The 23,916-nt window shown below is 66.4% G+C and carries 21 protein-coding genes; 10 read left to right on the top strand and 11 right to left on the bottom strand.

Going from position 1 to position 23,916, the window contains the following annotated elements:
• Nucleotide 1 precedes the first annotated feature (1 nt).
• The 8 genes from FHR73_RS07300 to FHR73_RS07335 all read right to left on the bottom strand — a co-directional run bounded on the left by FHR73_RS07300 (nucleotide 2) and on the right by FHR73_RS07335 (nucleotide 7,458).
• Entirely contained in the window at nucleotides 2-1,090 is a 1,089-nt protein-coding gene (locus FHR73_RS07300; protein ID WP_183630281.1) for an LLM class flavin-dependent oxidoreductase, read from the bottom strand.
• Between the two features lie 629 nt (nucleotides 1,091-1,719).
• Nucleotides 1,720-2,586, bottom strand: coding sequence for an ABC transporter permease (locus FHR73_RS07305; RefSeq protein ID WP_074584484.1), 867 nt, complete (start codon nucleotides 2,584-2,586; stop codon nucleotides 1,720-1,722).
• A 15-nt stretch (nucleotides 2,587-2,601) separates the two neighbouring features.
• Complete coding sequence (locus FHR73_RS07310; RefSeq protein ID WP_183630282.1) at nucleotides 2,602-3,483, bottom strand: ABC transporter ATP-binding protein; 882 nt, start codon at nucleotides 3,481-3,483, stop codon at nucleotides 2,602-2,604.
• 14 nt (nucleotides 3,484-3,497) lie between these two features.
• Entirely contained in the window at nucleotides 3,498-4,379 is an 882-nt protein-coding gene (locus FHR73_RS07315) for a TauD/TfdA family dioxygenase (RefSeq protein WP_183630283.1), read from the bottom strand.
• Between the two features lie 26 nt (nucleotides 4,380-4,405).
• On the bottom strand, nucleotides 4,406-5,413 hold the full coding sequence (locus FHR73_RS07320; RefSeq protein WP_260175654.1) for an ABC transporter substrate-binding protein: 1,008 nt from the start codon (nucleotides 5,411-5,413) through the stop codon (nucleotides 4,406-4,408).
• 136 nt (nucleotides 5,414-5,549) lie between these two features.
• Nucleotides 5,550-6,215, bottom strand: coding sequence for an aspartate/glutamate racemase family protein (locus FHR73_RS07325; RefSeq protein ID WP_183630285.1), 666 nt, complete (start codon nucleotides 6,213-6,215; stop codon nucleotides 5,550-5,552).
• Nucleotides 6,216-6,270: 55 nt separating this feature from the next.
• Nucleotides 6,271-6,744 (bottom strand): ribonuclease E activity regulator RraA, encoded by a 474-nt coding sequence (gene rraA, locus FHR73_RS07330; RefSeq protein ID WP_183630286.1) that lies wholly within the window; start codon nucleotides 6,742-6,744, stop codon nucleotides 6,271-6,273.
• Between the two features lie 30 nt (nucleotides 6,745-6,774).
• Nucleotides 6,775-7,458 carry a TerC family protein gene (locus FHR73_RS07335; RefSeq protein ID WP_183630287.1) on the bottom strand — a complete coding sequence of 228 codons (684 nt, stop codon included), beginning with the start codon at nucleotides 7,456-7,458 and terminating at the stop codon, nucleotides 6,775-6,777.
• Nucleotides 7,459-7,692: 234 nt separating this feature from the next.
• On the opposite strand from FHR73_RS07335, the gene acnA reads away from it, so the two are divergent.
• The 8 genes from acnA (at nucleotide 7,693) to FHR73_RS07375 (ending at nucleotide 18,395) form a co-directional block, all read left to right on the top strand.
• The gene (acnA, locus tag FHR73_RS07340; protein WP_183630288.1) at nucleotides 7,693-10,380 is read left to right on the top strand and encodes an aconitate hydratase AcnA; all 2,688 of its coding nucleotides are present in this window, start codon (nucleotides 7,693-7,695) and stop codon (nucleotides 10,378-10,380) included.
• 159 nt (nucleotides 10,381-10,539) lie between these two features.
• Nucleotides 10,540-11,283: an acetoacetyl-CoA reductase gene (gene phbB / locus FHR73_RS07345; RefSeq protein WP_183630289.1), complete on the top strand. Its 744-nt coding sequence runs from the start codon at nucleotides 10,540-10,542 to the stop codon at nucleotides 11,281-11,283.
• 68 nt (nucleotides 11,284-11,351) lie between these two features.
• Nucleotides 11,352-12,689, top strand: a complete 1,338-nt coding sequence (locus FHR73_RS07350) for a CitMHS family transporter (protein ID WP_183630290.1) — start codon at nucleotides 11,352-11,354, stop codon at nucleotides 12,687-12,689.
• Between the two features lie 141 nt (nucleotides 12,690-12,830).
• On the top strand, nucleotides 12,831-13,751 hold the full coding sequence (locus FHR73_RS07355; RefSeq protein ID WP_183630291.1) for a GntR family transcriptional regulator: 921 nt from the start codon (nucleotides 12,831-12,833) through the stop codon (nucleotides 13,749-13,751).
• 226 nt (nucleotides 13,752-13,977) lie between these two features.
• Entirely contained in the window at nucleotides 13,978-15,048 is a 1,071-nt protein-coding gene (locus FHR73_RS07360; RefSeq protein WP_183630292.1) for an isocitrate/isopropylmalate dehydrogenase family protein, read from the top strand.
• A 67-nt stretch (nucleotides 15,049-15,115) separates the two neighbouring features.
• The gene (gene otnK, locus FHR73_RS07365; RefSeq protein ID WP_183630293.1) at nucleotides 15,116-16,387 is read left to right on the top strand and encodes a 3-oxo-tetronate kinase; all 1,272 of its coding nucleotides are present in this window, start codon (nucleotides 15,116-15,118) and stop codon (nucleotides 16,385-16,387) included.
• 19 nt (nucleotides 16,388-16,406) lie between these two features.
• Nucleotides 16,407-17,303: a LysR family transcriptional regulator gene (locus FHR73_RS07370; RefSeq protein WP_183630294.1), complete on the top strand. Its 897-nt coding sequence runs from the start codon at nucleotides 16,407-16,409 to the stop codon at nucleotides 17,301-17,303.
• A 30-nt stretch (nucleotides 17,304-17,333) separates the two neighbouring features.
• A complete protein-coding gene (locus FHR73_RS07375; protein WP_183630295.1) occupies nucleotides 17,334-18,395 on the top strand; it encodes an AbrB family transcriptional regulator in 1,062 nt (353 codons plus the stop codon).
• Between the two features lie 10 nt (nucleotides 18,396-18,405).
• Here the strand turns inward: FHR73_RS07375 and FHR73_RS07380 are convergent, their stop codons facing one another.
• On the bottom strand, nucleotides 18,406-19,299 hold the full coding sequence (locus FHR73_RS07380) for a LysR family transcriptional regulator (RefSeq protein ID WP_183630296.1): 894 nt from the start codon (nucleotides 19,297-19,299) through the stop codon (nucleotides 18,406-18,408).
• Between the two features lie 134 nt (nucleotides 19,300-19,433).
• On the opposite strand from FHR73_RS07380, the gene FHR73_RS07385 reads away from it, so the two are divergent.
• A complete protein-coding gene (locus FHR73_RS07385; protein WP_183630297.1) occupies nucleotides 19,434-20,558 on the top strand; it encodes an alpha/beta hydrolase in 1,125 nt (374 codons plus the stop codon).
• Nucleotides 20,559-20,566: 8 nt separating this feature from the next.
• Nucleotides 20,567-21,781: an MFS transporter gene (locus tag FHR73_RS07390; RefSeq protein WP_409258671.1), complete on the top strand. Its 1,215-nt coding sequence runs from the start codon at nucleotides 20,567-20,569 to the stop codon at nucleotides 21,779-21,781.
• Nucleotides 21,782-21,790: 9 nt separating this feature from the next.
• On the opposite strand, the gene FHR73_RS07395 is transcribed toward FHR73_RS07390, so the two are convergent.
• Nucleotides 21,791-22,525 (bottom strand): transporter substrate-binding domain-containing protein, encoded by a 735-nt coding sequence (locus FHR73_RS07395; protein WP_183630298.1) that lies wholly within the window; start codon nucleotides 22,523-22,525, stop codon nucleotides 21,791-21,793.
• 18 nt (nucleotides 22,526-22,543) lie between these two features.
• Nucleotides 22,544-23,860: an MFS transporter gene (locus FHR73_RS07400; protein WP_183630299.1), complete on the bottom strand. Its 1,317-nt coding sequence runs from the start codon at nucleotides 23,858-23,860 to the stop codon at nucleotides 22,544-22,546.
• Between the last annotated feature and the right edge of the window lie 56 nt (nucleotides 23,861-23,916).

Consider the following 23,916-nt stretch of genomic DNA (forward strand, 5'->3'; position numbering starts at 1 on the left):
TTCAGCCGGTGCGACGGGCGCCGGCCAGGCGGGCAGCGACCTTTTCACGTGTAAGCGGGATCAGCTCGCGGCCGTATTCGACGGCGTCGTTGAGCGGATCGAAGCCGCGGATCAGGAAGCTGTCGACGCCTAGGTCGTAGTAGTCCAGCAGGGCATCGGCCACCTGCTCGGCGGTGCCCACCAGGGCGGTGGAGTTGTGCCCACCACCGACCAGGGCGGCGATGCCGGTCCAGAGCCGGCGATCCACGCGATCGCCCAGGGCCACGGTATCGCGCAGGCGCTGGGCCCCGACCGCTTCCGGCTTGGCCGGATGCACCGCGCCTTCTGCGGCCAGGCGCGCCTTGGCCTGTTGGCGGATGGCCTCGGCCTTGGCCCAGGCGGCGTCCTCGGTGTCGCCGAGGATCACCCGAAAGGAGACATTGAAGCTGGGGGTGCGGCCATGGCGCGCCGCCTCGGCGCGGACCGCGGCAATGGTCTCGCGGGTCTGGGCCAGGGACTCGCCCCACAGCGCGAAGACATCGGCGTGCTTGCCGGCCACCCGCAGGGCGGCTGGCGAGGAGCCGCCGAAATAGACCGGCAGGCTCGGCTGCTGCAGCGGCTTGATGGCGGAGAAGCCGTTCGCCACCCGGTAGTGCTCGCCCTCGTGGTCGAAGGGCTGGGTGCTGGTCCACTCCTGGCGCACCACGTCGAGAAATTCCTCGGTGCGGGCGTAGCGCTGGTCGTGGTCGAGCCAGTCGCCGTCCTTGCGCTGCTCCCCGTCGCTGCCGCCGCTGATGATGTGCACCGCCAGGCGGCCGTCGAGCAGATGGTCGAGGGTCGCCAGCTTGCGCGCCGCCAGGGTCGGGGCGACGAAACCGGGCCGATGGGCCAGCAGGAACTTGAGTTTCTGCGTCGCCTGCCCTGCCAGGGCGGTGACCAGGAAGCCATCGGGTTGATCGGACCAGTAGCCCACTAGGATGCGATCGAAGCCGGCCTGCTCGTGGGCCTGGGCGAAGCGGGTGATATAGCCCTTGTCGAAGATGGGACCGGAGGGGGCGATGATTTCCGAGGTGAGGCGATGGCCGATCATGCCGAGGAACTGAACGCTCATGGTGGTGAATCCCGTGCCGAGGTAAATGGGACGCCTTTTGGGAAGGGCGTTGGCTGGGGTTCACCTTAGGCAGCCAGGGCATAAGAAGGAAATTCCTTATGCGCATATCGTAATTCGAGTTTTATTTATTGTGCGCATTTAAGGCAGATAGCGCAGCGCATCCCGTCGCGATCGCGATGGCACTGTAGCGTGGCAAACGGCGCAGCTTTTTCCACTGGAGGACCGGGTGCGGGGGCGCCCTCACCCCAGCCCTCTCCCAGGGGGAGAGGGGGTGGTCCGAACGAGCATTGAGAAATGGTGGTCCCGGCGCAGATCCGGTGGTCTGTTGGGCTTCGACGGAAGAGCCGTCTCAACCCAACCTACGGGGTGCTCCTTAGGTTGGGTTGAGTACCGTAGCGTGGAAAACGGCGCAGCCTTTTCCACTGATGGATTGGGTGCTAAGGGTGCCCTCACCCCAGCCCTCTCCCAAGGGGAGAGGGGGTGGTCCGAGCGAGGGTTAAGAGGTGTTGGTGTTGCGGCAGATCCGGTGGGTTGTTGGGCTTCGACGGAAGAGCCGTCTCAACCCAACCTACGGTGCTGTTTCGTAGGTTGGGTTGAGCGCAGCGAAGCCCAACAAAAAGCGCCAGACCCTACCGCTGCATTCCCCACTTCTTCACCGTCAGCCGCTCCAGGGTGGCGAACACCAGGCCTTCCACCAGCAGGCCAATGATGATCACCGCGGCCAGGCCAGCGAAGACGCGGTCGGTGTAGAGCTCGTTGCGATTCTGGAAGATGTACCAGCCCAGGCCGCCCTTGCCGCTGGAGGCACCGAACACCAGCTCGGCGGCGATCAGGGTGCGCCAGGCGAAGGCCCAGCCAATCTTCAGGCCCGAGACGATGGCCGGCAACGCCGCCGGGATGAGGATAAGCCCGACGTACCTCAGCCCCTTGAGGCCGTAGTTGCGCCCCGCCATGCGCAGGGTGTCGGAGACGCCGAGAAAGCCCGAATAGGTGTTGAGCGCCATGGGCCAGAGCACCGAATGCACCAGCACGAACACCAGGCTGTTCTCGCCGAGGCCGAACCAGAGCAGTGCCAGGGGCAGCAGGGCGATGGCCGGCAGCGGATTGAACATCGAGGTCAGGGTGCCGAGCAGGTCGCGACCGAACTGGGTTGAGACGGCCAGGGCGCTCAGCGCCAGGGCCAGGACCACGCCCAGCAGATAGCCCTTGAGCAGGGTGCCGAGGGAAATGGCGACCTTGGCCGGCAACTCGCCGGTCACCAGGCCATCCCAGAAGGCGGCGGCGGTCTGCAGGAAGCTGGGCAGCAGCAGGTCGTTGCCCTGCCAGCGGGCGGCCACTTCCCAGGCCAGCATCAGGATCGCCAGGATCACCAGCTTGCGCAGCCAGGCCTGGCTCCACAGGCGCGTCGCCAGAGGCAGCTCGACCGCCAGCGGCAAATCGTCGAGGGGCGCGAGGTCCCGTTGGTATTCGGCCCGCACCGGGGGCTGTCGAGTCATGGGTCTACCTCGAAACTAGTAGGAAATGCGGCCCTGGACGATGGCCTGCTGCAGGCGCAGGCGCTCGTCGGCGACCTCGGGTGGCAGCGTCTGAACGTCGTCGGGGAACAGCAGGTTGTGGATGCGCAGCGCGGTGCTCTGGAATTCGGCGCCGCCGAAGTCCTCGAGGCCGAACTGGTGGCAGTTGAGTTCCGCGCGGACCCGACCCGGATGGGGCGACAAGAGCAGGATGCGATTACCCACCACCAGCGCCTCTTCGATGGAGTGGGTGACGAACAGCAGGGTGAAGCGCACCTCGTCCCAGAGCGCCAGCAATTCTTCCTGCATCTTGCGCCGGGTCAGGGCATCCAGGGCGGCGAAGGGTTCGTCCATCAGCAGGATCTTGGGCTGCATGGCCAGGGCGCGCGCGATGGCCACCCGCTGCTTCATGCCGCCGGAGAGATGATGCGGATAGGCATCGACGAAGCGCGCCAGGCCGACCTTGTCCAGGTAGTGCAGCGCCCGCTCGCGCGCCTCGCCACGACTGGCCTGGCGACTGGCGAGCAGCGGGAACATGGTGTTCTCCAGCACCGTCTTCCACGGCGGCAGCTGGTCGAATTCCTGGAACACCACGATGCGATCCGGTCCCGGGCCCCTGATCGGCTGGCCATCCAGACGGATCTCGCCGTGCAGCGGCGGCAGAAAGCCCGCCACCGACTTGAGCAGACTGGACTTGCCGCAGCCGGACGGGCCGAGCAGGACGAAGCGGTCGGCGCCATGCACCTCGAAGGACACCTGGTGGGTGGCCCGCACCCGGCGCTCGCGGGTGCGGTATTCGAGATCGAGATCCTGCACCTGCAGCAGCGGCTGGGTCTGCGCCAGGGTCAGATGCGGACGGGAAGCGAGAGGAGCGTTCATGGTCGTCTCCTCCCTCAAAAAGGCGCATCGCCCTGGATGGTGGTGCGATACAGCTTGCGCCTCAGGTGATTGGGGCAGCCGGCCGCCAGGTGCAGCAGCGAGCGGTTGTCCCAGAACACCAGGTCGTGGGGCTGCCACTGGTGGCGATAGAGGTGCTCGGGCTTGACGCTGTGGGCGTACAGCTCGGCCAGCAGCTCGCGACTCTCGTCTTCCGGCAGGCCGACGATATGGGTAGTGAAGCCCTCGCTGACGAACAGCGCCTTGCGGCCGTTTTCCGGATGGGTGCGCACCACCGGATGCACCACCGCCTTGACCTCGGCCAGTTGCGCGGCAGTCAGGGTAGGCCGCCAGTTACCCTCGAACTTGGGCTTGGCATAGGTGGCGGTGTAGGAATGCTCCGCCTGCAGGCCGTCGACCTGGCGCTTGAGCGCCGCCGGCAGGGTGTCGTAGGCCAGGTGCATATTGGCGAAGAGGGTATCGCCGCCCTCCTCCGGCAACTCCTGGGCATGCAGCATGGAACCCAGGCTCGGCAATTCCTTGTAGGAGAGGTCCGAGTGCCAGAACTTGCCGGCATCGCCCAGGCCGATTGGCTGACCGTCTTCGACGATGTTGGAGACGATGAGGATCTCCGGGTGGCCGGCCAGGTGGAATTGCTTGAGGACATGGATCTGCAACTCGCCGAAGCGGCGACTGAAGGCGATCTGCTCCTCGGGGGTGATGCGCTGGTCGCGGAACACCACCACATGGTGGTCCAGGTGGGCGCGATGGACCCGGGCGAAGTCTTCGGCATTGAGCGGCTGGGCCAGATCGACGCCGAGGATCTCGGCCCCCAGGTTGCCGAAGGGACGGATCTCGAAAGTCTGGCCGGCGGCCGGACGGGGGGATGCGAGAGTCATTGGAGTTTTCTCCTTGGTGGTCCAGCTCAGCTGCCGGGACGCTCGTGGGCTTCGGGGAAGAAGTAGTCCTGCCAGGAGGCAGCCTGGTGTTTCAGCACGCCCAGCTCATGCAGCTTCTGGGCGTAGACGAAGGTGCGCTGGGGCTCGACGGTGAAGTCGATCTCCGGGTCCTCGACGATGCGCTGCACCAGGGCCAGCGGCAGCTTGGAATGTTCGACGCGGATATAGGCCTCCGCGGCCGCGGCCTTGTTGGCACGGATGAAGGCGGCGGCTTCCACCAGGGCGTCATAGAAGGCGCGGTAGGTCTTGGGATTCTCGTCGTGGAATTTCTCGGTGGTGTAGAGCACGTTGAAGGTGCCCGGTCCGCCGAGGACGTCGTAGCTGCTGAGGATGCGGTGGACCCGGGGATTCTCCAGCGCCTGGTACTGGAACGGCGGGCTGGAGAAGTGGGTGGTGATCTCTGAACCGCCCGCCATCACGGCGGCACTGGCATCGGGGTGCGGCAGACTCACGCTGATGGCATCGAATTTCTTGAACTGGGCGTCGCCGAAGAACTTGGCCGTCTCGATCTGCAGGGTGCGCGACTGGAAGCCTACGCCCGCCGCCGGCACGGCGATGCGATCCTGGTCGGTCAAATCCTTGATCGACCTGACCTCGGCGCGATTGCTCAACAGGTAGTTGGGCATGGCGCCCAGGGCGGCGATGGCCTTGACGTTCTGCCGTCCGCGGGTGCGATCCCAGACGGTCAGCATCGGCGGTACTCCGGCGGAGACCACGTCGAGCGAGCCGGCCAACAACGCCTCGTTCATGGCGGTGGCGCCGGAGATACTGTTCCAGTCCACCTGGATGTCCAGGCCGGCGGCCTTGCCGTGCTTTTCGATCAATTGCTGATCGCGCACCACGTCGAGGATCAGATAACCGATGCCGAATTGCTGGGCAATGCTGATCCTGCCCTCGGCGGCAGCGCTGCCCGCGAAGCCCAGGGCACCCACCACGGCGGCGACCACCGCCAAGCCCTTCCCTACCCTGCTCATCATCCCGCTCCGTGCCGACTGGCCATCCGAAAGCGTTATAGGCTAATGAGCTGTTATAACTTTTGGTAAAGACGGAATTTGACTAACGATATGCACGGAGAAGCAAGATCAGCTGAGTTCGATCGCTGGAACGGTTCTAGCCTTCGAGCAGCTGTCGCAGTCGCCGCACGGCGCTGGCTGGAGTCGTGAGCACCGAACCGCCCCAGGCGGCCTCGCTGGCCGATTGGGCAGCAGTCATGGAGAACTGCGCGAAGCAGAGCACGTCATAGTCGCCGCGCAGGCGACCTGCCGCCGCGGCGATAAGGGCGTCATGGCGGGCCTGGTCACCCGCATGCAGGGCTTCGAGCGCGCCTTCGCAAAGGATCGGCGTGATATCCACCGCCTGGCCGCGGCGGCTTGCCTCGACCTCGAAGTCGTTGACGATGGCCGCACCCGCCGGGCCAAAGGTGGTCAGGGCGGCGATGCGTCTGCCGCTAGCCAGGGCCTCCTGCACCATGGCTTCGTTGGGTTTGAGGACCGGTCGCTGATGGCGGCGCTGGCAGGCTTCGATGGCGTTGGAAAAAGCCGAGCAGGTAAAGAGCACGGCGTCGGCCTGGGCGCGAAAGGCATGCGCGGCCAGATCCTCGATCCGCTGGTCCAGCGCTGGCGTACTGCCGCCAGCGGTGCTGGCATCCTTGGACAGCGAGTCGTCCCAAAGATCGAAGCGCTGCACCTCGGGCCAACCCTGGGCGAAGGCCGCATTGATGGGGTCGATGGCGATACGGGTGGCGTGGATCAGAAAGATCCGTCTGGCAGCGGTCATGGCGAAAGCACTCGTGAAGGGCCGCCTGGAGGGCGGCCGATGGCCGATAAACGCCTTAGTGGGCGTCGAGGATGATCACGCCGTCGGCGTCGGCATAAAGGTGATCACCGCTGCGGATCGTCTGCCCGGCAAAGGTCACCGGCTCGCCGATCTGGCCTTCGTTGCGCTTGGCCGACTTGCGCGGCGAGACGCCCAGCGCCTTGATGGCCAGCGGCAGTCCCGCCAGCACCGCCTTGTCGCGGACCTGGCCATAGATGAGCGCGCCCGCCCAACCGTTCCTTACCAGGTCCTCCGCGATGATGTCGCCGAGCAGCGCACAGCGGTCGCTGCCGCCGCCATCGACCACCAGCACGCGTCCCTCGCCCGGCTGCTGGCTGAGTTCCTTGATGCGCGAGTTGTCCTCGAAGCACCTGACCGTCAGCGCTGGTCCGACGAAATCAGGCCGCCCGCCCAGGTCCTGGAAGATCGGCTGCAGAACCCGCGCCTGGTCGCCATGCGCGTCGCAGAGGTCGGTGGTCTTGAAGGTCATGGTGGTGCTCCTTGATGGTCGAAAGATCGGTCAGGCCGTAACCGTTCGCCGTGCCAGCAACTGGCCAGTCACGACCACGATGAGGACGCCGAGGACGCCGGCGGCATAGGGGACCCAGTGCATGTCGCCGGTACCGAGCCAGCCCTGCAGGAGTTCGTCGCTGGCGATCAGCTTGCCGGCGATCCAGCCGAGCAGGGCCGCGCCGGCCACCACCAGCCAGCGAAACTTCTCCATGAGCTTCAGGATGAGCTGGCTGCCGAAGATGATGATCGGGATGCTGATGAGCACCCCGGCGACGGCCAGGCCCAGGTGCCCCTGGGCGGCGCCCGCCACGGCGATGACGTTGTCCAGGCTCATCACCACGTCGGCCACCATGATGATCCAGATGGCCTGGCCCAGGGTGGTACCGGCCTTGACGTCGGCCTCGTCCTCCTCGGGCAGCAGCAGCTTGATGCCGATCCACAGCAGCAGCACACCGCCCACCACCTTGAGCAGCGGCCAGCCCAGCACGTAGCTGGCAACGAACAGCAACAGGATGCGCAGGATGACGGCACCGGCCACGCCACCCAGGATGGCCTTGCGCCGTTGCGCGTCCGGCAGGCGCCGGCAAGCCAGGGCGATGACCACGGCGTTGTCGCCGCCGAGCAGGATATCGATGATGACGATCTGGAGCAGACTGGTCAGGAAGACCGGATCGGACAGGGCGGTAAGCAAGGTGGACCTCGTCTGTTTGGGGAGCTGACGTCCCTTGGGCAGCAGCGGCCCGCAATGATTTCAGGTCACTAATATTGTCTTTTATATCAATACAGAACAATATTTGCCAAGCCTGAAAGCCAGCGTTCGCGGACCGAGAACGCTGTGTTGGCCAGATACCAATTTCCGGGTGATGCCGGCTCTCCTAGCATTCCCCTAGCCCTCCACCCTTCCCGCAACCGGACCGGATAGCCCATGAAGTTTGCCCTGGATTCCGCCTACACCGGCCAGCTCACCCTCGGCGACCGGCAGTACGCCTATGTCGATCTCAAGCGCCTGTTCGACGCCGACACCCTGGCCCGCCTGCCCTATTCCCTGCGCCTGCTGGTGGAAAACGTCGCCCGCTGCTTTCCCGAGGCGCTACCGCCGGTGCTGGCTCGTGCACGCGGCGAAGGCCCGCCGTGCGAAGCGCCCTTCCTGCCCAACCGCCTGATGTTCCATGACACCACCTGCCTGCCGGCCCTGGCCGACTTCGCCGGCATGCGCGACATGGTGGCCGAACTGGGCGGCGATCCGAGCCGGATGAATCCGCGCATCCCGGCGGTGCTGACCATCGATCACTCGGTGATCGTCGAGCGCTTCGCCGAGCCGGGCGCGGTGGAAGCCAATCTGGACATCGACTATCGCCGCAACACCGAGCGCTACCAGTTCATCAAGTGGGCGCAGAAGAGCCTGGATAATTTCAAGGTGGTGCCACCGGGCACCGGCATCATCCATCAGGTCAACATGGAGTCGCTGGGCACCGTGGTCTGGGAAAGCGAGACCAGCGACGGCCAGCCGCTGCTGCACCCGGACGACATGGTCGCCACCGACAGCCATACGCCGATGATCAATGCCATCGGCATCCTGGGTTGGGGCGTCGGCGGTCTGGAAGGCCAGGCGGCCATGCTGGGCGAGCCGGTACCGATCAGCTTTCCCGAGGTCATCGGTATCCGCCTGACCAATGCGCTGCGTCCGGGAGTGACCGCCACCGATCTTTCCTTGAAAGTCACCCAGTTGCTGCGTCAGCGCGGCGTGGTGGGCAAATTCGTCGAATTCTGCGGACCGGGCCTGTCGGGCCTGAGCTGGGCCGCCCGCGGCACCCTGTCCAACATGGCACCGGAATACGGCGCGACCGTGGTGTTCTTTCCCTTCGATACGGTGACCATGGAGTACCTCGAGCTCACCGGCCGCAGCCCCCAACTGCGCGAGCGGGTCGCCGCTTACCTGGAGGTGCAGACTCTGTGGCGCCACGACGAAGATCCCGAGCCCATCTTCACCGAGGTCATCCCGCTGGATCTCGCCAGCATCGAGCCCAGCGTGGCCGGTCCGCACCAGCCGCACCAATGGCAGCCATTGGCTGAAGCCGCCAACTCCTTCCGTGCCCAGGTCCGCGCCGAACCGGATACCGCGCTGATCGCCCGCTCCACCCCTGCCCCGGCGGAGTATTTCGAGCCGAGTTTTGGCCAGCCGCTGACCCACGGCGCCATCTCCATCGCCGCCATCACCAGTTGCACCAACACCGCCAATCCGAGCCAGATGATCCAGGCCGGACTGCTGGCGCGGCGAGCGCGGATGCGCGGCCTGACGCGCAAGCCCTGGGTGAAGACCTCGCTTTCCCCCGGCTCTCGGGTGGTGGCCGATTACCTGGGTGAAGCCGATCTGCTGGCCGACTTCGCCGCGCTCGGCTTCGAGCTGGCCGGCTTCGGCTGCATGACCTGTATCGGCAACTCGGGCAGCTTCGAAGCCCATGTGGAGGCCTTTGCCGACCAGGGTCTGAAGACGGTGGTGGTGCTCTCGGGCAATCGCAATTTCGAAGGCCGGGTCAATCCCAAGGCGCAATTCGGCTACCTGGCTTCGCCGGCCCTCGTAGTCGCCTATGCCCTCGTCGGCAGTATCGACGTCGATCTCGAGCAGGCCGTGCTGGGCCTGGATCAAGCCGGTCAGCCGGTCTACCTGCGCGACCTGATGCCGGACGATGACGACGTCCAGGCCCTGGTCCGCGCCACGGTGCGGCCCGAACTGTTCCGCCAGCGCAACGCCACCCTCTGGGACGGCACCCACCACTGGCAGGCGTTGTCGGCGGAGGGCAGCGTGCGCTTTCCCTGGTCACCGAGCTCGACCTATCTGCGCCGTCCGATCTATCTGCAAGGCATCACGCCGGAGCCGCCCGCGTCGCTGGCCGTGCGCGACGCCCGGGCGCTGATGGTGCTGGGTGACAACATCACCACCGACCACATCTCGCCGGCCAGTGCCATTCCCCTGGACAGCCCGGCCGGCCGCTGGCTGGTGGCCCATGGCGAGGCCCCGGAAGACCTCAATCAGTACTCGACGCGCCGTAGCAATCACGAGGTGATGATGCGCGGCGCCTTCGTCAACCGCGCGGTAAAGAATCGCCTGCTGCCGGAGCATCCTGGCCAGGGTGGCTGGGCGCGGGCAGCCGACGGCGAGGTCTTGCCGGTGTATGACGCGGCCCTCAGCTGGGTCCGCCAGGGCACGCCGCTGGTGGTGTTCGCCGGTATCAACTACGGCGCCGGCTCCAGTCGCGACTGGGCCGCAAAGGCCCAGGCCACCCTGGGTGTCCGGCTAGTGGTGGCGCAAAGCTTCGAGCGTATCCACCGCAGCAACCTGATCGGGATGGGCATCTTTCCGGTGCGCTTCCCCGCTGGACAAGGCGCCAAGAGCCTGTGCCTGACCGGCGATGAGCGCCTGGACTTCGCCGGCCTGGATGAACTGCGGGTAGGGACCAACCCCATCACGCTGCAGATCACCCGCCCGGACGGCCGGAGTGACAGCGTCGCCCTGGAACTGCCACTGGATTCCAGTCAGGAAATTCTCTACCTGCGCCAGGGCGGCATCCTGCCCTATGTGGTCCGCAAGATCCTGGGCGAAGAAGGACGTTGAACCAGGGGCCTCGGTACGCCGAGGCCCTGACCCACCAGACACACAGAACCTGTCACCCATCTCCAAATTGTATTTCGTGTATTTACAAGACAATCACATTCGTCTTACCGTGCCTTACATGGCTCACGCCCGACAAGAACGACAACAGGAGAGCAACACATGAGCAAGCGCATCGCCTTCGTTACCGCCGGCATGGGCGGACTGGGAACCGCCGTCTGCCAACGCCTGGCCCGGGACGGCTTCACCGTCATCGCCGGCTGTGGTCCGGACTCGCCGCTCAAGGCCGACTGGCTGGAACAGCAACGCAAGCTGGGCTTCGACTTCATCGCCGCCGAAGGCAACGTGGCCGACTGGGAATCCACCCGCGCCGCCTTCGCCAAGATTCGCGACGAGGTCGGACCCGTCGATGTCCTGGTCAACAACGCAGGTACCGCCTGCAACGTGGTGTTCCGCGACATGCAGCCAGGCGACTGGCAAACGGTGATCGATACCAACCTCAACTCGCTGTTCAACGTCACCCGCCAGGTGATCGACGGCATGACCTCCCGCGGCTGGGGCCGGATCATCAACATCTCTTCGGTCAACGCCCAGCTCGGTCACGTCGGCCAGGTCAACTACTCGACCGCCAAGTCGGCCATCCGTGGCTTCACCCGCGCTCTAGCCCGCGAACTGGCGGCGCGCGGGGTGACGGTAAATACCGTCTCACCTGGCTATATCGCTACGCCCCGACTCAAGGCCCTGACCCGTACCGATCTCATGGATCGCATCGTTCATGAGATTCCGATGCGCCGGCTGGGTACGCCTGAGGAGATCGCCTCCATGTGCTCCTGGCTGGCGTCGGACGAATCGGCCTTCGCCACCGGCGCGGACTTCTCACTAAATGGCGGTCTCCACATGAGCTGATCGCCACTCCGCCACCGAACACAACGACAACCACAACAAAAGTTGTATTTTGGAACCAGGAGATACAGATGCTCTCTCTGCTCGGCTATGGAATGATCGTGACCTTCATGGCGCTGATCATGACCAAGCGGCTGCCGCCCTTGGTGGCCTTGACCATCATCCCCATCATCTTCGCCATCATTGGCGGCTTCGCTCCCGAGATGGGGCCGATGATGATCGATGGGCTGCGCAAGGTCGCGCCTACCGCCATCATGGTGATGTTCGCCATCCTCTACTTCGGCCTGATGTTCGATACCGGGCTGTTCGACCCCATCATTCGCACCTTCATCAAGCTGATCAAAGGCGATCCCGCCAAGGCCGTGCTCTTCGCCACCTTGCTGGCCGGCATGGTTTCCCTGGATGGCGACGGCTCCACCACCTACATGATCACCCTGACCGCCATGCTGCCGCTGTTCCGCCGCTTGCGGCTGAATCCGCTGATCCTGCCCTGCGTGGTCATTCTCGCCGCCAGCGTCACCAACCTGCTGCCCTGGAGCGGACCCATGGCCCGGGTCGCCGCCGCGCTGCAGGTGGAAACCAGCCAGCTGTTCATCCCACTGATCCCGCCGATGATCGTCAGCTTCATCGGGGTCCTGGCGCTGGCTTTCTGGCTGGGGCTGCAGGAGCGTCGCCGTCTTGGCCTGCTCTCGGCGCCAGGTGGTAATCAACTGCGCGCCACCGGCATGGACGAAGACATGGGTGATCTGCTCACGCTGAGCGATGAAAATGCCGAACTGCGGCGGCCCAAGCTGTTCTGGTTCAACGCCGTCCTGACGCTGGCGCTGATGACCTGCCTGGTGGTCGAACTGCTGCCGCTGCCGATCCTGTTCATGGTCGCGTTCTGCATCGCCCTGACCATCAACTACCGGCAGATGGACGAACAGCGCCGGCGTATTTCGGCCCACGCACCCGCAGCCCTGACGCAGATCTCGATCTTCATCGCCGCCGGCATCTTCGCCGGTATCCTCTCCGGGACCGGCATGGTCAAGGCGATGTCCGGCTCGCTGCTCTGGGCCCTGCCGGAAAGCTGGGGCAACTACCTGGCGCCCATCACCGCGTTGCTGAGCATCCCCGGCACCTTCTTCATGTCCAACGACGCCTTCTACTATGGCGTACTGCCGGTGCTGGCCCACGCGGCCGAGGCCTATGGCATCGGCGCGGCGGAGATCGGCAGGGCGTCGCTGATCGGGCAGCCCGTGCACCTGCTCAGCCCGCTGGTGGCGTCCACCTATCTGCTGGTGGGCCTGGCCGGGGTGGAATTCAGCGACCACCAGAAATACACCATGAAATGGGCGTTCGCCCTGAGCTTCCTGCTCATGGCGGTCTCCATGGCACTGGGCCTGTTCCCGCTGTACTCGGCCCGCTGACGACCCGGGCGACGGCGCGCCCGGTGCCGTCGTCCGCTCCGGGTGGCCGTGGTTATGGTAACGTCAGGGCGATCCGCCAGACCCGGCTGGCCAGCCTCCTCAGTACCTGCGCTCCGGTACCCGTCGTCCAGAAGACTCCCGATGAAAAAAGACCTCGCCGAACAACTCGCCCCGCGCATCATCGACCTCGCCCGTGCCCGCTCGATGAAAGCCGGAGATCCGTTGCGCGAAGAGGCCTTCGCCAAGGAGCTGGGGGTTTCCCGCTCACCGGTGCGCCGCGGCTTCGCCCTTCTCGAAGAACTGGGGCTGGCGCGCAAGGAGCCCAATCGCGGCTTCTTCCTGACCCGTAATGCCAGCACCATCGAGCAGGCGGCACTGCCCAGCGAGGACGATCCCTACGAGGAGCTCTATCTGCGAGTGGTGGACGACATGCTGCGCGGGGACATCCGCAGCAGCTTCTTCGAGGCCGAGTTGCTGCGCCGCTACCAGATTCCCCGCGGCCAGTTGCTCAAGGTGCTCAACCGCCTGGCCAGCGAGGCCATGATCGAACGCCGCCCTGGCCAGGGGTGGGAGATCAATACCTTCCTGCATGACAGCGAAGCCCATATCCAGAGCTATCGCTTCCGCATGGCCATCGAGCCCTTCGCCCTGCGCGAGCCGGGCTACCGCATCGACAAGCGCGCCTTCGCCCAGGCCCGCCAGTGGCAGCAACGGCTGCTGGACGGCGAACTCTTCACCCTGTCCCGCGCGCAGTTGTTCGAGATCGGCTCCAGCTTCCACGAATTGCTGGTGCGCTGCTCGGGCAACGTCTTCCTGCTCGAAGCCATCCGCCGGCAGAATCAGTTGCGCCGCTTCATGGCCTACCGCTCCAACGTCGAACGCTCGCGGCAGATCGGCCAGAGCCAGGAACACCTGCACATCCTCGACCTGCTCGAAGGTGGCAGTCGCGAAGAGGCGGCGCTGTTCCTGCATCAGCACCTCGACGTGGTCAGCCGGCTCAAGGCCGCCCAGGACCGCCAGCTCGAAGCCGCCGAAGAAGACGCGGCAAAGCAGCCAGCCTGATCTACCCACGCGCCTGAACCCCCCACCTCCCCCGCCCGCCCGTCCTCCGTACGGGCGCTGAGCGCACGCGTTCGCACGCCACGAATCGGCATCGCTTTTTTTGTCCTGCGCCGTTGCATGAATTGTTTTTAGATGACATAAAGTACAAAGCGTTCTGGCCCGGCGGCGACCCTTGCAGACTCAGCCACCAGACCGACTTCCCCACAGAATCTACAAGGAGAAAACAATGCGTATTCTGGTCCTGCCCTGCGACGGTATCGGTCCCGAAATCATCCAGGCGTCAATGTCCGTGCTGGATGTCGCCAACGAGAAGTTCGGCCTGGGATTGACCTTCGATTACGACGACGTCGGCTTCACCAGCCTGGAGAAGCACGGCATCACCCTGCGCGACGAGACCCTGGAAAAGGCCAAGACCTACGATGGCGTGATCCTCGGCACCCAGTCCCATGCCGACTACCCGGCGCCCGAGAAAGGCGGTCGCAACGTCTCTGCCGGCTTTCGCATCGGCCTCGATCTCTATGCCAACGTGCGCCCGGCGCGCACCCGGCCGTTCCTCGCCTCCAACATGAAGGAAGGCAAGAGCATGGACCTGGTGATCATGCGCGAGGCCACCGAAGGCTTCTATCCGGATCGCAACATGAGCCGCGGCTGGGGCGAGGTGATGCCCTCCCCGGACATGGCGCTGTCCACCCGCAAGATCACCCGCCACTGCAGCGAGCGCATCGCGCGCCAGGCCTTCGAGCTGGCGATGAAGCGCCGTCGCAAGGTCACCGCCATCCACAAGGCCAACAGCTTCCACATGACCGACGGCCTGTTCCTGGAATGCGTGCGCAACGTGGCCAAGGAATTTCCCGAGGTGCAGCTGGACGACCTGCTGGTGGACGCCTCCACCGCGCACCTGGTGCGCAATCCCGAGCGCTTCGACGTGCTGGTCGCCACCAACTTCTATGGCGACATCATCAGCGACCTGGCCAGCGAACTCTCCGGCAGCCTGGGCCTGGCCGGCTCGATCATGGCCAGCAACATCCACTGCTGCGCCCAGGCCCAGCACGGCTCGGCACCGGATATCGCCGGCCAGGACAAGGCCAACCCGGTGTCGATGATCCTGTCCATCGGCATGATGCTGCACTGGATGGGCGAGCACCGCGGCAATGCCAAGCTGCAGGAAGCGGCCGCGGCCATCGACCAGTCGGTGGACAAGGTGCTGGAAGATCCGGCCAAGCGCACCGCGGACCTGGGCGGCAGCCTGGGCTGCGCCGCCTTCGGCCAGGCGGTGGCCCAGGTCCTGCGCGGCTAAGGCTTTACCGGTTCCTCCCGGGGCGTACGCGCCTCGGGCATCCCTGACAACAACAAGGAGAACCACCATGGCCACGCCGCTCCTGGGCTGCATCGCCGACGACTTCACCGGCGGTACCGACCTCGCCAGTACCCTGGTGGCCCAGGGCATGCGCACCGTTCAGGTACTGGGCGTGGCGGACCGTCCGCTACCCAGCGACGCCGATGCCGTGGTGGTCGCCCTCAAGACCCGCACCCTGCCGGCCGCCGAAGCGGTCGCCCAGTCCCTGGCGGCCCTCGCCTATCTGCGCGCGCTGGGATGTCGGCAATTCTTCTTCAAGTATTGCTCCACCTTCGATTCCACCGCGGCCGGCAACATCGGTCCGGTTGCAGACGCCCTGGCCGATGCCTTGGACGCCAGGTTGAGCATCGCCTGCCCCGCCTTCCCCGAGAACGGCCGAACGCTCTACCTCGGCCAGCTGTTCGTCGGCGACCAGCCCCTGGCCGAGTCGGGCATGCGCCACCACCCGCTGACACCCATGACCGACAGCAACCTGGTGCGGGTGCTGCAGGCGCAGACGGCTCATCCCGTGGGACTGGTGCGCCTGCCCCAGGTGCGCCAGGGCAGCGCCGCCATTGCCACGGCCCTGGCCGACCTCCAGGCTCAGGGCGTCCGCCATGCCCTCGTCGACGCCATCGACAACGCCGACCTGCACACCATAGGCGCAGCCGTGGCGGATCACCTCCTGGTGACCGGAGGGTCCGGCGTGGCCCTGGGGCTGCCGGCCAACTTCCGTCGCCGTGGTCTGCTGGCGGCGCATGCCGAAGCGGCAGCCCTGCCCGCTGCGCCCGGTCTGGCCGCCGTGCTGTCGGGCAGCTGTTCCACCGCGACCCGGGGCCAGGTGGCGCTCTGGCTGGAGAACCGTCCCGGCTTCCGCCTCGATCCGCTGGCCCTGGCCGCAGGCGAGGATCAGGTCGGCGCCGCCCTGGAATGGGCCGCAGCGCGGCTGCCTTCCGAGCCGGTACTCATCTATGGCAGCGCCGATCCCGCGGAGGTGCGCAAGGCCCAGGCACAGCTGGGCGTGGAGCGCGCCGGCCAGCTGGTGGAAGACGCCCTGGCCCGCATCGCCCAGGGCCTGCACGAAGGCGGTGTGACCCGGCTGGTGGTGGCCGGCGGTGAGACCTCGGGCGCAGTAGTCAAGGCGCTTGCCATCGAGAGCCTGCGTATCGGTGCGCCCATCGCCCCTGGCGTACCCTGGACGCTGGGCAGTGGCGCCCGGGGAGGCATCGCCCTGGCGCTCAAATCCGGCAACTTCGGCACGCCGGACTTCTTCGAACGGGCCCTGGCCGTCGCCCCCTGACCCCTCGCGAGGATCGCCCATGAGCGGCTCTCCGCCACGCTATGACCTGGTCAGCCTGAACGTCTTCCGGGTGGTGGCTCAGGAGCGCAACGTCACCCGCGCCGCGCGGCTCTGCCACCTGGCGGTCTCCGCCGTGAGCAAGAGGATCAGCGAGCTGGAAGACCAGGTCGGGGTGCCGCTGTTCATCCGTCATGCCCGTGGCATGGGGCTTACCCCGGCCGGCGAGACCATGCTGCACTATGTGGAGCGGGTCCATGGCGACCTGCGGCTGATGCAGCTGGAGCTCAACGAGCACGGCAGCGGCGCCACCGGCCATATCCGCCTGCACGCCATCACCTCCGCGCTGACCAACCACCTGACCCCGGACCTCGCCAGCTTCATGGGCCTCTATCCGCGGGTCGATTTCGACATCGAGGAGCGGGTGGGCGGCAGCATCGTCCAGGCGGTGGCGGAAGGCCGCGCGGATGTGGGCATTGTCGCGGCCGATACCGCCGCCCTGGACCTGGAGACCTTCGCCTATCGCCGCGAGCGACTGGTGGTGATCGCCGCTGCGGATCACCCCCTGGCCGGGCGCAAGCGGGTAAGCTTCGCCGAGACCCTGGACCACGAATTCATCGGTCCCCACGTGGAAAGCTCGATGAACGCCCTGCTCTCACGCCAGGCGGCGCTACTCCAGCGCGGCATCCGTCAGCGCGTGCGCATCAGCAGCTTCGAGGCGATGTGCCGGCTGGCGGCGATTCGCCTGGGCCTGTGCGTACTGCCCGAATCCATCGTGCAGCCCTATCTCAAGCCGATGAAACTGGTGGCCCTGGAGCTGGACGAAGCCTGGGCCAGCCGCGCCATCGTCGTGGTGGTGCGGCGCTACAGCGCGCTGTCGCCCGTGGCCAAGGCCTTCGTCGGTCATCTGCGTCCCTGAACCCCTGCTACCGGATCCCTGAACAACGCCATGCCGATTTCCCGCTTCACGCCTCGCCCCTGGTGGCCCACCCCCCTCGTCGGCCTGCTCGGCGGCTGGCTCGCCAGCCTGGTCCACTGGCCGTTGCCCTGGATCACCGGCGCCCTGGTCGCGGTGACCCTCTGCCGCTGCCTGGGCTGGCGCATCACTGCCATTCCCCACGGTCGCCCGGCCGGGCAATGGCTGATCGCCACGGCCATCGGCCTGCATTTCACTCCGGCGGTACTGACCGAGGTCGTCGGCCACCTGCCGCTGATGGCCCTGGCAGCCGTCGCCACCCTGCTGCTGGCCCTGCTCGGCATCACGGTGGTGCAACGCCTGGGCACGGAACGCAAGACCGCCTTCTTCGCCTTCATGCCGGCGAACTTCGCCGAGATGATCAACCTGGCCGAACGCCACGGCGCCGATGCGCCCAAGGTCGCCGCCGCCCATACCCTGCGCCTGGTGATCATCGTGCTGGTGGTGCCGCCGGCCATGCTCTGGGGCGTACCGGGTATCGCCCAGGCCGCCCACGTGCCGCCCCCGCCGGACTGGCGCTGGCTGGCACCGCTGCTGGCGGCCGGCCTGGTAGCGGCGCTGGCCTGGAAGCGCCGCGGCTGGCCCAACCCCTGGATGTTCGGTCCCCTGGCGCTGTGTTGCCTGGTTACCGCCTCCAGCGGACTGGTCACCAGCCTGCCGCCGACGCTGAGCCACCTGGCCCAGGTGCTCATCGGTGTCACCCTGGGGTGCCACTTCGACCGCGCCTTCTTTCGCCGCTCGCCGCGCTTTCTGCTGCTGGCAATGCTCTACACCCTGCTCTGCCTGGTCGCCACCTTCCTGATCGCCTGGCTGCTGGCCCAGGTATTCGCCCTGCCCTTCACCACCCTGGGCCTGGGCATGACGCCGGGCAGTACCACCGAGATGTACCTGACGGCCGAGGCGCTGGGGCTGGGCGTCGGCACCGTCACTGCGATGCAGATCCTGCGCCTGGTGGTGGTGATGGCGGTGGCCGAGCCGCTGTATCGACGCTGGTGTGCACGCCCGGTAGCGCCGGTGGTCAAGGAATCGCGCTAGCGCCTGCGGCTCAGCCCCGGTAGCGCAGCGTCTCTACCAACGCGGCGAAAGCCGGTGAGGTCTGGCGGCGATTGGGGTAGTACAGGTGGTAGCCCTGAAAGGTGGGGCACCACTCCGGCAGGATCTCCACCAGTTGGCCGGTGGCCAGATAGGGCGCTGCCAACTCCTCGGGCACGTAGCCGATGCCAAGTCCGTCCAGGGCACTGTTGAGGACGTGCATGATGCTGTTGAACACTAGCGGGCCCTCACCTCTGACCGTGAAAGCCTGACCGTCCCGCTCGAACTCCCAGGCGTAAACGGCACCGGACGGCCGATGGCGGATGTTGATGCAACGGTGCTCGGTCAGTTGGTAAGGCGTGGCGGGCGGCGGCTGGCGGGCGAAATAGCCGGGCGCGGCGACCAGCGCCAACCGCCAGTCACGACTGATGCGCACCGCGATCATGTCCTGGCTGATGGCCTCGCCCAGGCGGATGCCGGCGTCGAAGCGTTCTTCCACCACGTTGGTGAAGCCATAGTCGACGTAGAGTTCCAGACGGACCTCTGGATATTGCTCGATGAAGGCGGCGAGCTTGGGGCGGATACACAACTCGATCTGGTCGTCGGTGCAGGTCAGGCGCAAGGTTCCGCGAGGGGTGTCGCGCCAGGCGCCGAGCGCCTCCACCTCCGCGGCGATCTGCTCCAGCAGTGGCGCCACCGAACGCAGCAAGCGGTCACCGGCCTCGGTGGTCGACACATTGCGCGTGGTACGCGCCAGCAGTCGCACGCCAAGCCGTTCCTCCAGCGCTCTCAGGCTATGACTGAGGGCCGAGGGCGTCACCCCCAGGCGCACCGCCGCCCGGGTGAAGCTGCGCTCCCGGGCGACCATAACGAATGCCTGCAGATCATCGACCTTGCCCTGACTCATTACTGAATTTTTCTCACAACCTCATAAAGAATACCCCTACTAATCACCTAATCCCTTTTACGTCAACCTCCTGGTCTCGCAGCGTGCGTCGTGCACCGGCGCCTTGTTTCCGCCCCTTCCAGGAGATTGCCGTCATGAATACCCCTACTCCCCCCACTGAGCTTGATCCGGTCGAGGTCACCCCGGCCGGCGTCGGCCGGCGCGAATTCGTCAAGGCAGCCGGCGTCGGCCTGGCCACGCTGGGTCTGCTGTCCGCTGGCGGCGTCTTGGCCGCTGAGCCGCCTGCGCCGGGCCAGCCGGCGGACGCCGACAACTTCTTTCGCAGCGACCGGGTGCAGAGGCAGGCGGTGACCTTCAAGACCCAGTACCTCCTGCAGGTCACCGGCATTCTCGTCTCCCCGCTCGACGCGGCACCGGCGGCCGGCGCCCCGGCGATCGTCATCGGCCACCCCATGGGAGCGGTCAAGGAACAGAGCGCCCTGCTCTATGCACAAAAGCTGGCGGAGCGCGGCTTCGTGACCCTGGCCATCGACCTGCCGTTCTGGGGCGAAAGCCAGGGGCAGCCGCGCAACCTGGTCGCCCCGGAGCTCTACACCGAAGCCTTCAGTGCCGCCGTGGACTTCCTCGGCACCCGCCCTGGCATCGACCGCGAGCGCCTGGGGGTCCTGGGGATCTGCGGCAGCGGTTGCTTCGCCCTCAATGCCGCCAAGATCGATCCGCGCCTCAAGGCCATCGCCACCGTCAGCCTGTATGACATGGGCGCCGTGACCCGCAACGGCCTGCGCCACTCGCAAAACCTGGAGCAACGCAAGGCGCTGGTCGCCAAGGCGGCGCAGCAGCGCTACCGCGAATACAGTTCCGGCGAAGGCAGTTTCCTGGACTATCTACCACAGCGCCCAGACGCCACCACGGACGCGGTCACCCGGGAGTTCTGGGAGTTCTACCGCACGCCACGAGGTCAGGCGGTGCCAGTTGGCATGACTCTGGAGCGCACCCAGAACCGCATGCTCACCAGTGAGATCCGCTTCATGAATTTCTATCCGCTGAGCGATCTGGAAATGATCGCGCCGCGGCCGCTGCTGTTCGTCGCCGGCGATCAGGCCCACTCGCGAGAATTCAGTGAAGACGCCTACCGCCTCGCCAGCGGCGCCAAGGAACTGCTCTGGGTGCCCGGCGCTGGCCATGTCGATCTCTATGACCGCGTCGGCCTGATCCCCTGGGATCGCTTGCACGCCTTCTTCCATCGCCACCTGGCCTGAGGTTATCCATGGCTTCCCGAAATTCGGAGCTTTCCTACGCAACGGCCACGGCCACTGCCGAACGCCCGGCCCATTGGAGCGGCGTGCTGGCGATGACCCTGGCCGTCTTCGCCCTGATCGCCTCGGAGTTCCTGCCGGTCAGCCTGCTGACGCCGCTGGCCGCCGACCTGGGTGTCAGCGAAGGCCTGGCAGGCTATGGCATCGCGGTATCCGGCGCCTGCGCGGTCGTTACCAGCTTGAGCATCACCCGCCTGATCGGTCGCCTCGATCGCAAGACGCTGCTGCTGTCGCTTACGGCGCTGATGGGTCTCTCGGGACTGGTGGTCGCACTGGCCGGCAACTACCCCACGTACCTCCTCGGCCGGGCGCTGATCGGGGTAGTGATAGGCGGCTTCTGGTCGATGTCGGCCGCCGTGGCCATGCGCCTGGTACCCGAGGACGAGGTGCCCAAGGCCTTGGCCATCTTCAATGGCGGCAACGCCCTGGCGACGGTGATCGCCGCGCCGCTGGGCAGCTACCTGGGTGGTGTCATCGGCTGGCGCGGCGCCTTCTTCTGCCTGGTACCCATTGCCCTGCTCGCCTTCGCCTGGCAGTGGATGAGTCTGCCGGCGCTGCCGGCGAACGACAACAGTCGTGCGGCCACCAGCCCGCCGGGCCTGCTGCGGCGCCCCTTGGTGGCCCTGGGCATGCTGGCGGTCGGCCTGTTCTTCATGGGCCAGTTCAGCCTGTTCACCTATGTCCGGCCCTTTCTGGAGACAGTCACCGGCCTGGGAGTGACCAACCTGTCGTTGACCCTATTGGCCCTGGGCCTCGCCGGTTTCATCGGCACTCTGCTCATCGGCGGACTGATCCGCCGCGGCCTCTACACCACGCTGACGGTCATTCCGCTGCTGATGGCGGTCCTTGGCGTGGCGCTGGTCGTCTGCGGCAGCTCGGCCCCGCGGGTGCTCGGCCTGCTGAGCCTCTGGGGCTTGGTGGCCACCGCCGCGCCGGTGGGCTGGTGGGCCTGGCTTGCCCGCTCCCTGCCGGCGGACGCCGAAGCCGGTGGCGGCCTGATGGTCGCGGTGGTGCAACTGTCCATCGCCCTGGGTTCGACCCTGGGTGGCTTGCTGTACGACGGCCCGGGCTACCAGGCCACCTTTCTTACCGCGGCCCTGCTGCTGGTGATGGCGGCCGGGCTGACCCTCGCGACAGCGCGCCTGGCCGGGCGCACCCCGGCCTGACGGGCGATATCAGCCGCCCAGCGCCGGTCCCACCCGTGCCTCGGACTGACCGCTGGCGGCCAGCTCGCGGGCGACGAAGCCGTTGCGGATCTGCTCGTCGAGAAAATCACGGACGAAGGCCGCGCCGGCGCTGCGCCCCTTGGGGACGGCCATGGCCTGGCGAATCTCGGTGAAGCTGTCGGCCAGCACGCGGTAGCCGGCGTGGGCCCGGGCATAGGCTTCCAGCGGTTGGCGCACGCCGGCGGCGGCTTCCAGGCGCTGGTCGACGAACCAGTCCACCGCCGCCGCCGAGGTCGGCGCCCGCACCAGCTCGGCCTGGGTCAGGGTGCGGCTCAGGTAGAGATCGTAGGCGGCGCCCTGCCCCACGGCAAGACGCCGGCCGGCACGGTCCAGCTCGGCCACGCCCTGGGCCGGGTCGTCGTCCCGCAGCAGATAGGTGCCCTCGATGATGACGTAGGGATGACTGAAGTCGATCTGCGCCGCCCGCACCGGTTCGATAGCCAGAAAGGCCAGGTCCCAGGAATCGTCTTCGAGGGCGGCGAAGACCTTGCCGGCGGCGTCGTAGGTGCTGAACTGCACCGGCACGCCCAGGCGCTCGGCCAGGGCATGGGCCAGGGCCGCGGAGACCCCGGCCGGCTGGCCATCGGCACCGCGCTGCGCCAGCACCGGATTACCGTAGTTGATCGCCGTCCGGAGCGCGCCCTGGGGGGCGAGATCCGCGAGTACCGCTGAGCTGGGGGTCATGGGAAAACTCCTTGGAGGTCAGGTGGTGGCCGCAGCGGCGCGGGTGTCGTCATCGACACGGTCGAGGCGGATCAGCAGGGTCATGATGAAGGCGATCGCCAGCAGCGCACTGAGAAACAGCAGGCCCGCCGAGGCGCTTTGGGTATTGCCCTTCACCATGCCGATCATGAAGGGTCCGACAAAGCCGCCCAGGTTGCCAATGGAATTGATCACGGCGATGGATACCGCAGCCGTGGAGCGGCTGAGAAACAGCGTCGGCAACGCCCAGAACGGCGACTTGAAGCTGTACAGACCGGCCAGCGCCAGGCTGATCAGGCCGATCGCCAGGTAAGGCTCGCGCACCAGTCCGGCCCCCACCAGCGCCACCGCCGCGACCGCCAGCGGCAAGGCCGAATGCAGACGCCGCTCGCCGTGGCGATCCGAACGCCGCGACCAGACGATCATCACCAGGGTGGCGACGATGTAGGGGATGGTGGCGATCAGGCCGATCTGGGTATGGCTCAGCGTGGACGAGAAGCCCTTGATGATCTGCGGCATCCAGTAGCCCACACCCAGGCTGCCGCACTGGTAGACGAAGTAGATGAAGGCCAGGTAGAGCACCTTGGGATTGCTCATGGCCTTGAGCGCGCCGAAATGCTTGACGTCCTTGCGCGCCTGGCGATCACGCTCCAGCTCGGCGAGCAGCCAGACCTTTTCTTCATCTGCCAGCCAGCGCGCCTGTTCGGGCCGATCGGTGAGATAGAGATAGCACAGCACACCGAGGAACACCGCCGGGATGCCTTCGAGGAACAGCATCCAGCGCCAGCCACTCCAGCCCAACCAGTGGACGTTGTCCATGATCCAGGTCGAGAGCGGCGCGCCGATGATGTAGGAGACCGGGATCGCCGCGGTGAACAGGGCCACCGTGGTGGCCAGTTCGCGAGAGCGGAACCAGTAGGTCAGGTAGACGATGATCCCGGGAAAGAAACCCGCTTCGGCCACCCCCAGCAGAAAGCGCAGGACATAGAGGTGCATGGCGGTCTGGGCGAAGGCCGTGGCGGCCGCGATCATCCCCCAGGTGACCAGGATGCGCGCGATCCACACCCGCGCCCCGAAACGTTCGAGCATGAGGTTGCTCGGCACCTCGAACAGGAAGTAGCCGATGAAGAAGATGCCCGAGACGAAGCCGAAGACCTCACTGGACAGGGCCAGCTCGGCGTTCATCTGCAACGCCGCATAGCCGATGTTGGCCCGATCCAGATAGGAGACGATGTAGAGCAGGAAGACGAAGGGGATGATGCGCCAGGTCACCTTGCGGATGACGGCCTGCTCCCGGGTCGCGGGGGTGGTGTTCATAGAGGCCTCACAGGGCCGCGCCGGGGCGGCCGATCTTGTTGTTGTAGGATGCGGCG

This window comes from Pseudomonas sp. AS2.8 (assembly GCF_014190935.1).
Taxonomy (GTDB): Bacteria; Pseudomonadota; Gammaproteobacteria; order Pseudomonadales; family Pseudomonadaceae; genus Chryseomonas.

Coding starts and splice junctions, on each gene's coding strand:
- FHR73_RS07315 (WP_183630283.1), bottom strand. CDS start 4,379: ATGACTCTCGCATCCCCCCGTCCGGCCGCCGGCCAGACTTTCGAGATC.
- FHR73_RS07300 (WP_183630281.1), bottom strand. CDS start 1,090: ATGAGCGTTCAGTTCCTCGGCATGATCGGCCATCGCCTCACCTCGGAA.
- phbB (WP_183630289.1), top strand. CDS start 10,540: ATGAGCAAGCGCATCGCCTTCGTTACCGCCGGCATGGGCGGACTGGGA.
- FHR73_RS07385 (WP_183630297.1), top strand. CDS start 19,434: ATGAATACCCCTACTCCCCCCACTGAGCTTGATCCGGTCGAGGTCACC.
- FHR73_RS07320 (WP_260175654.1), bottom strand. CDS start 5,413: ATGAGCAGGGTAGGGAAGGGCTTGGCGGTGGTCGCCGCCGTGGTGGGT.
- FHR73_RS07400 (WP_183630299.1), bottom strand. CDS start 23,860: ATGAACACCACCCCCGCGACCCGGGAGCAGGCCGTCATCCGCAAGGTG.
- FHR73_RS07360 (WP_183630292.1), top strand. CDS start 13,978: ATGCGTATTCTGGTCCTGCCCTGCGACGGTATCGGTCCCGAAATCATC.
- FHR73_RS07325 (WP_183630285.1), bottom strand. CDS start 6,215: ATGACCGCTGCCAGACGGATCTTTCTGATCCACGCCACCCGTATCGCC.
- FHR73_RS07350 (WP_183630290.1), top strand. CDS start 11,352: ATGCTCTCTCTGCTCGGCTATGGAATGATCGTGACCTTCATGGCGCTG.
- FHR73_RS07395 (WP_183630298.1), bottom strand. CDS start 22,525: ATGACCCCCAGCTCAGCGGTACTCGCGGATCTCGCCCCCCAGGGCGCG.
- FHR73_RS07380 (WP_183630296.1), bottom strand. CDS start 19,299: ATGAGTCAGGGCAAGGTCGATGATCTGCAGGCATTCGTTATGGTCGCC.
- FHR73_RS07355 (WP_183630291.1), top strand. CDS start 12,831: ATGAAAAAAGACCTCGCCGAACAACTCGCCCCGCGCATCATCGACCTC.
- FHR73_RS07390 (WP_409258671.1), top strand. CDS start 20,567: ATGGCTTCCCGAAATTCGGAGCTTTCCTACGCAACGGCCACGGCCACT.
- FHR73_RS07310 (WP_183630282.1), bottom strand. CDS start 3,483: ATGAACGCTCCTCTCGCTTCCCGTCCGCATCTGACCCTGGCGCAGACC.
- rraA (WP_183630286.1), bottom strand. CDS start 6,744: ATGACCTTCAAGACCACCGACCTCTGCGACGCGCATGGCGACCAGGCG.
- FHR73_RS07370 (WP_183630294.1), top strand. CDS start 16,407: ATGAGCGGCTCTCCGCCACGCTATGACCTGGTCAGCCTGAACGTCTTC.
- FHR73_RS07305 (WP_074584484.1), bottom strand. CDS start 2,586: ATGACTCGACAGCCCCCGGTGCGGGCCGAATACCAACGGGACCTCGCG.
- otnK (WP_183630293.1), top strand. CDS start 15,116: ATGGCCACGCCGCTCCTGGGCTGCATCGCCGACGACTTCACCGGCGGT.
- FHR73_RS07375 (WP_183630295.1), top strand. CDS start 17,334: ATGCCGATTTCCCGCTTCACGCCTCGCCCCTGGTGGCCCACCCCCCTC.
- acnA (WP_183630288.1), top strand. CDS start 7,693: ATGAAGTTTGCCCTGGATTCCGCCTACACCGGCCAGCTCACCCTCGGC.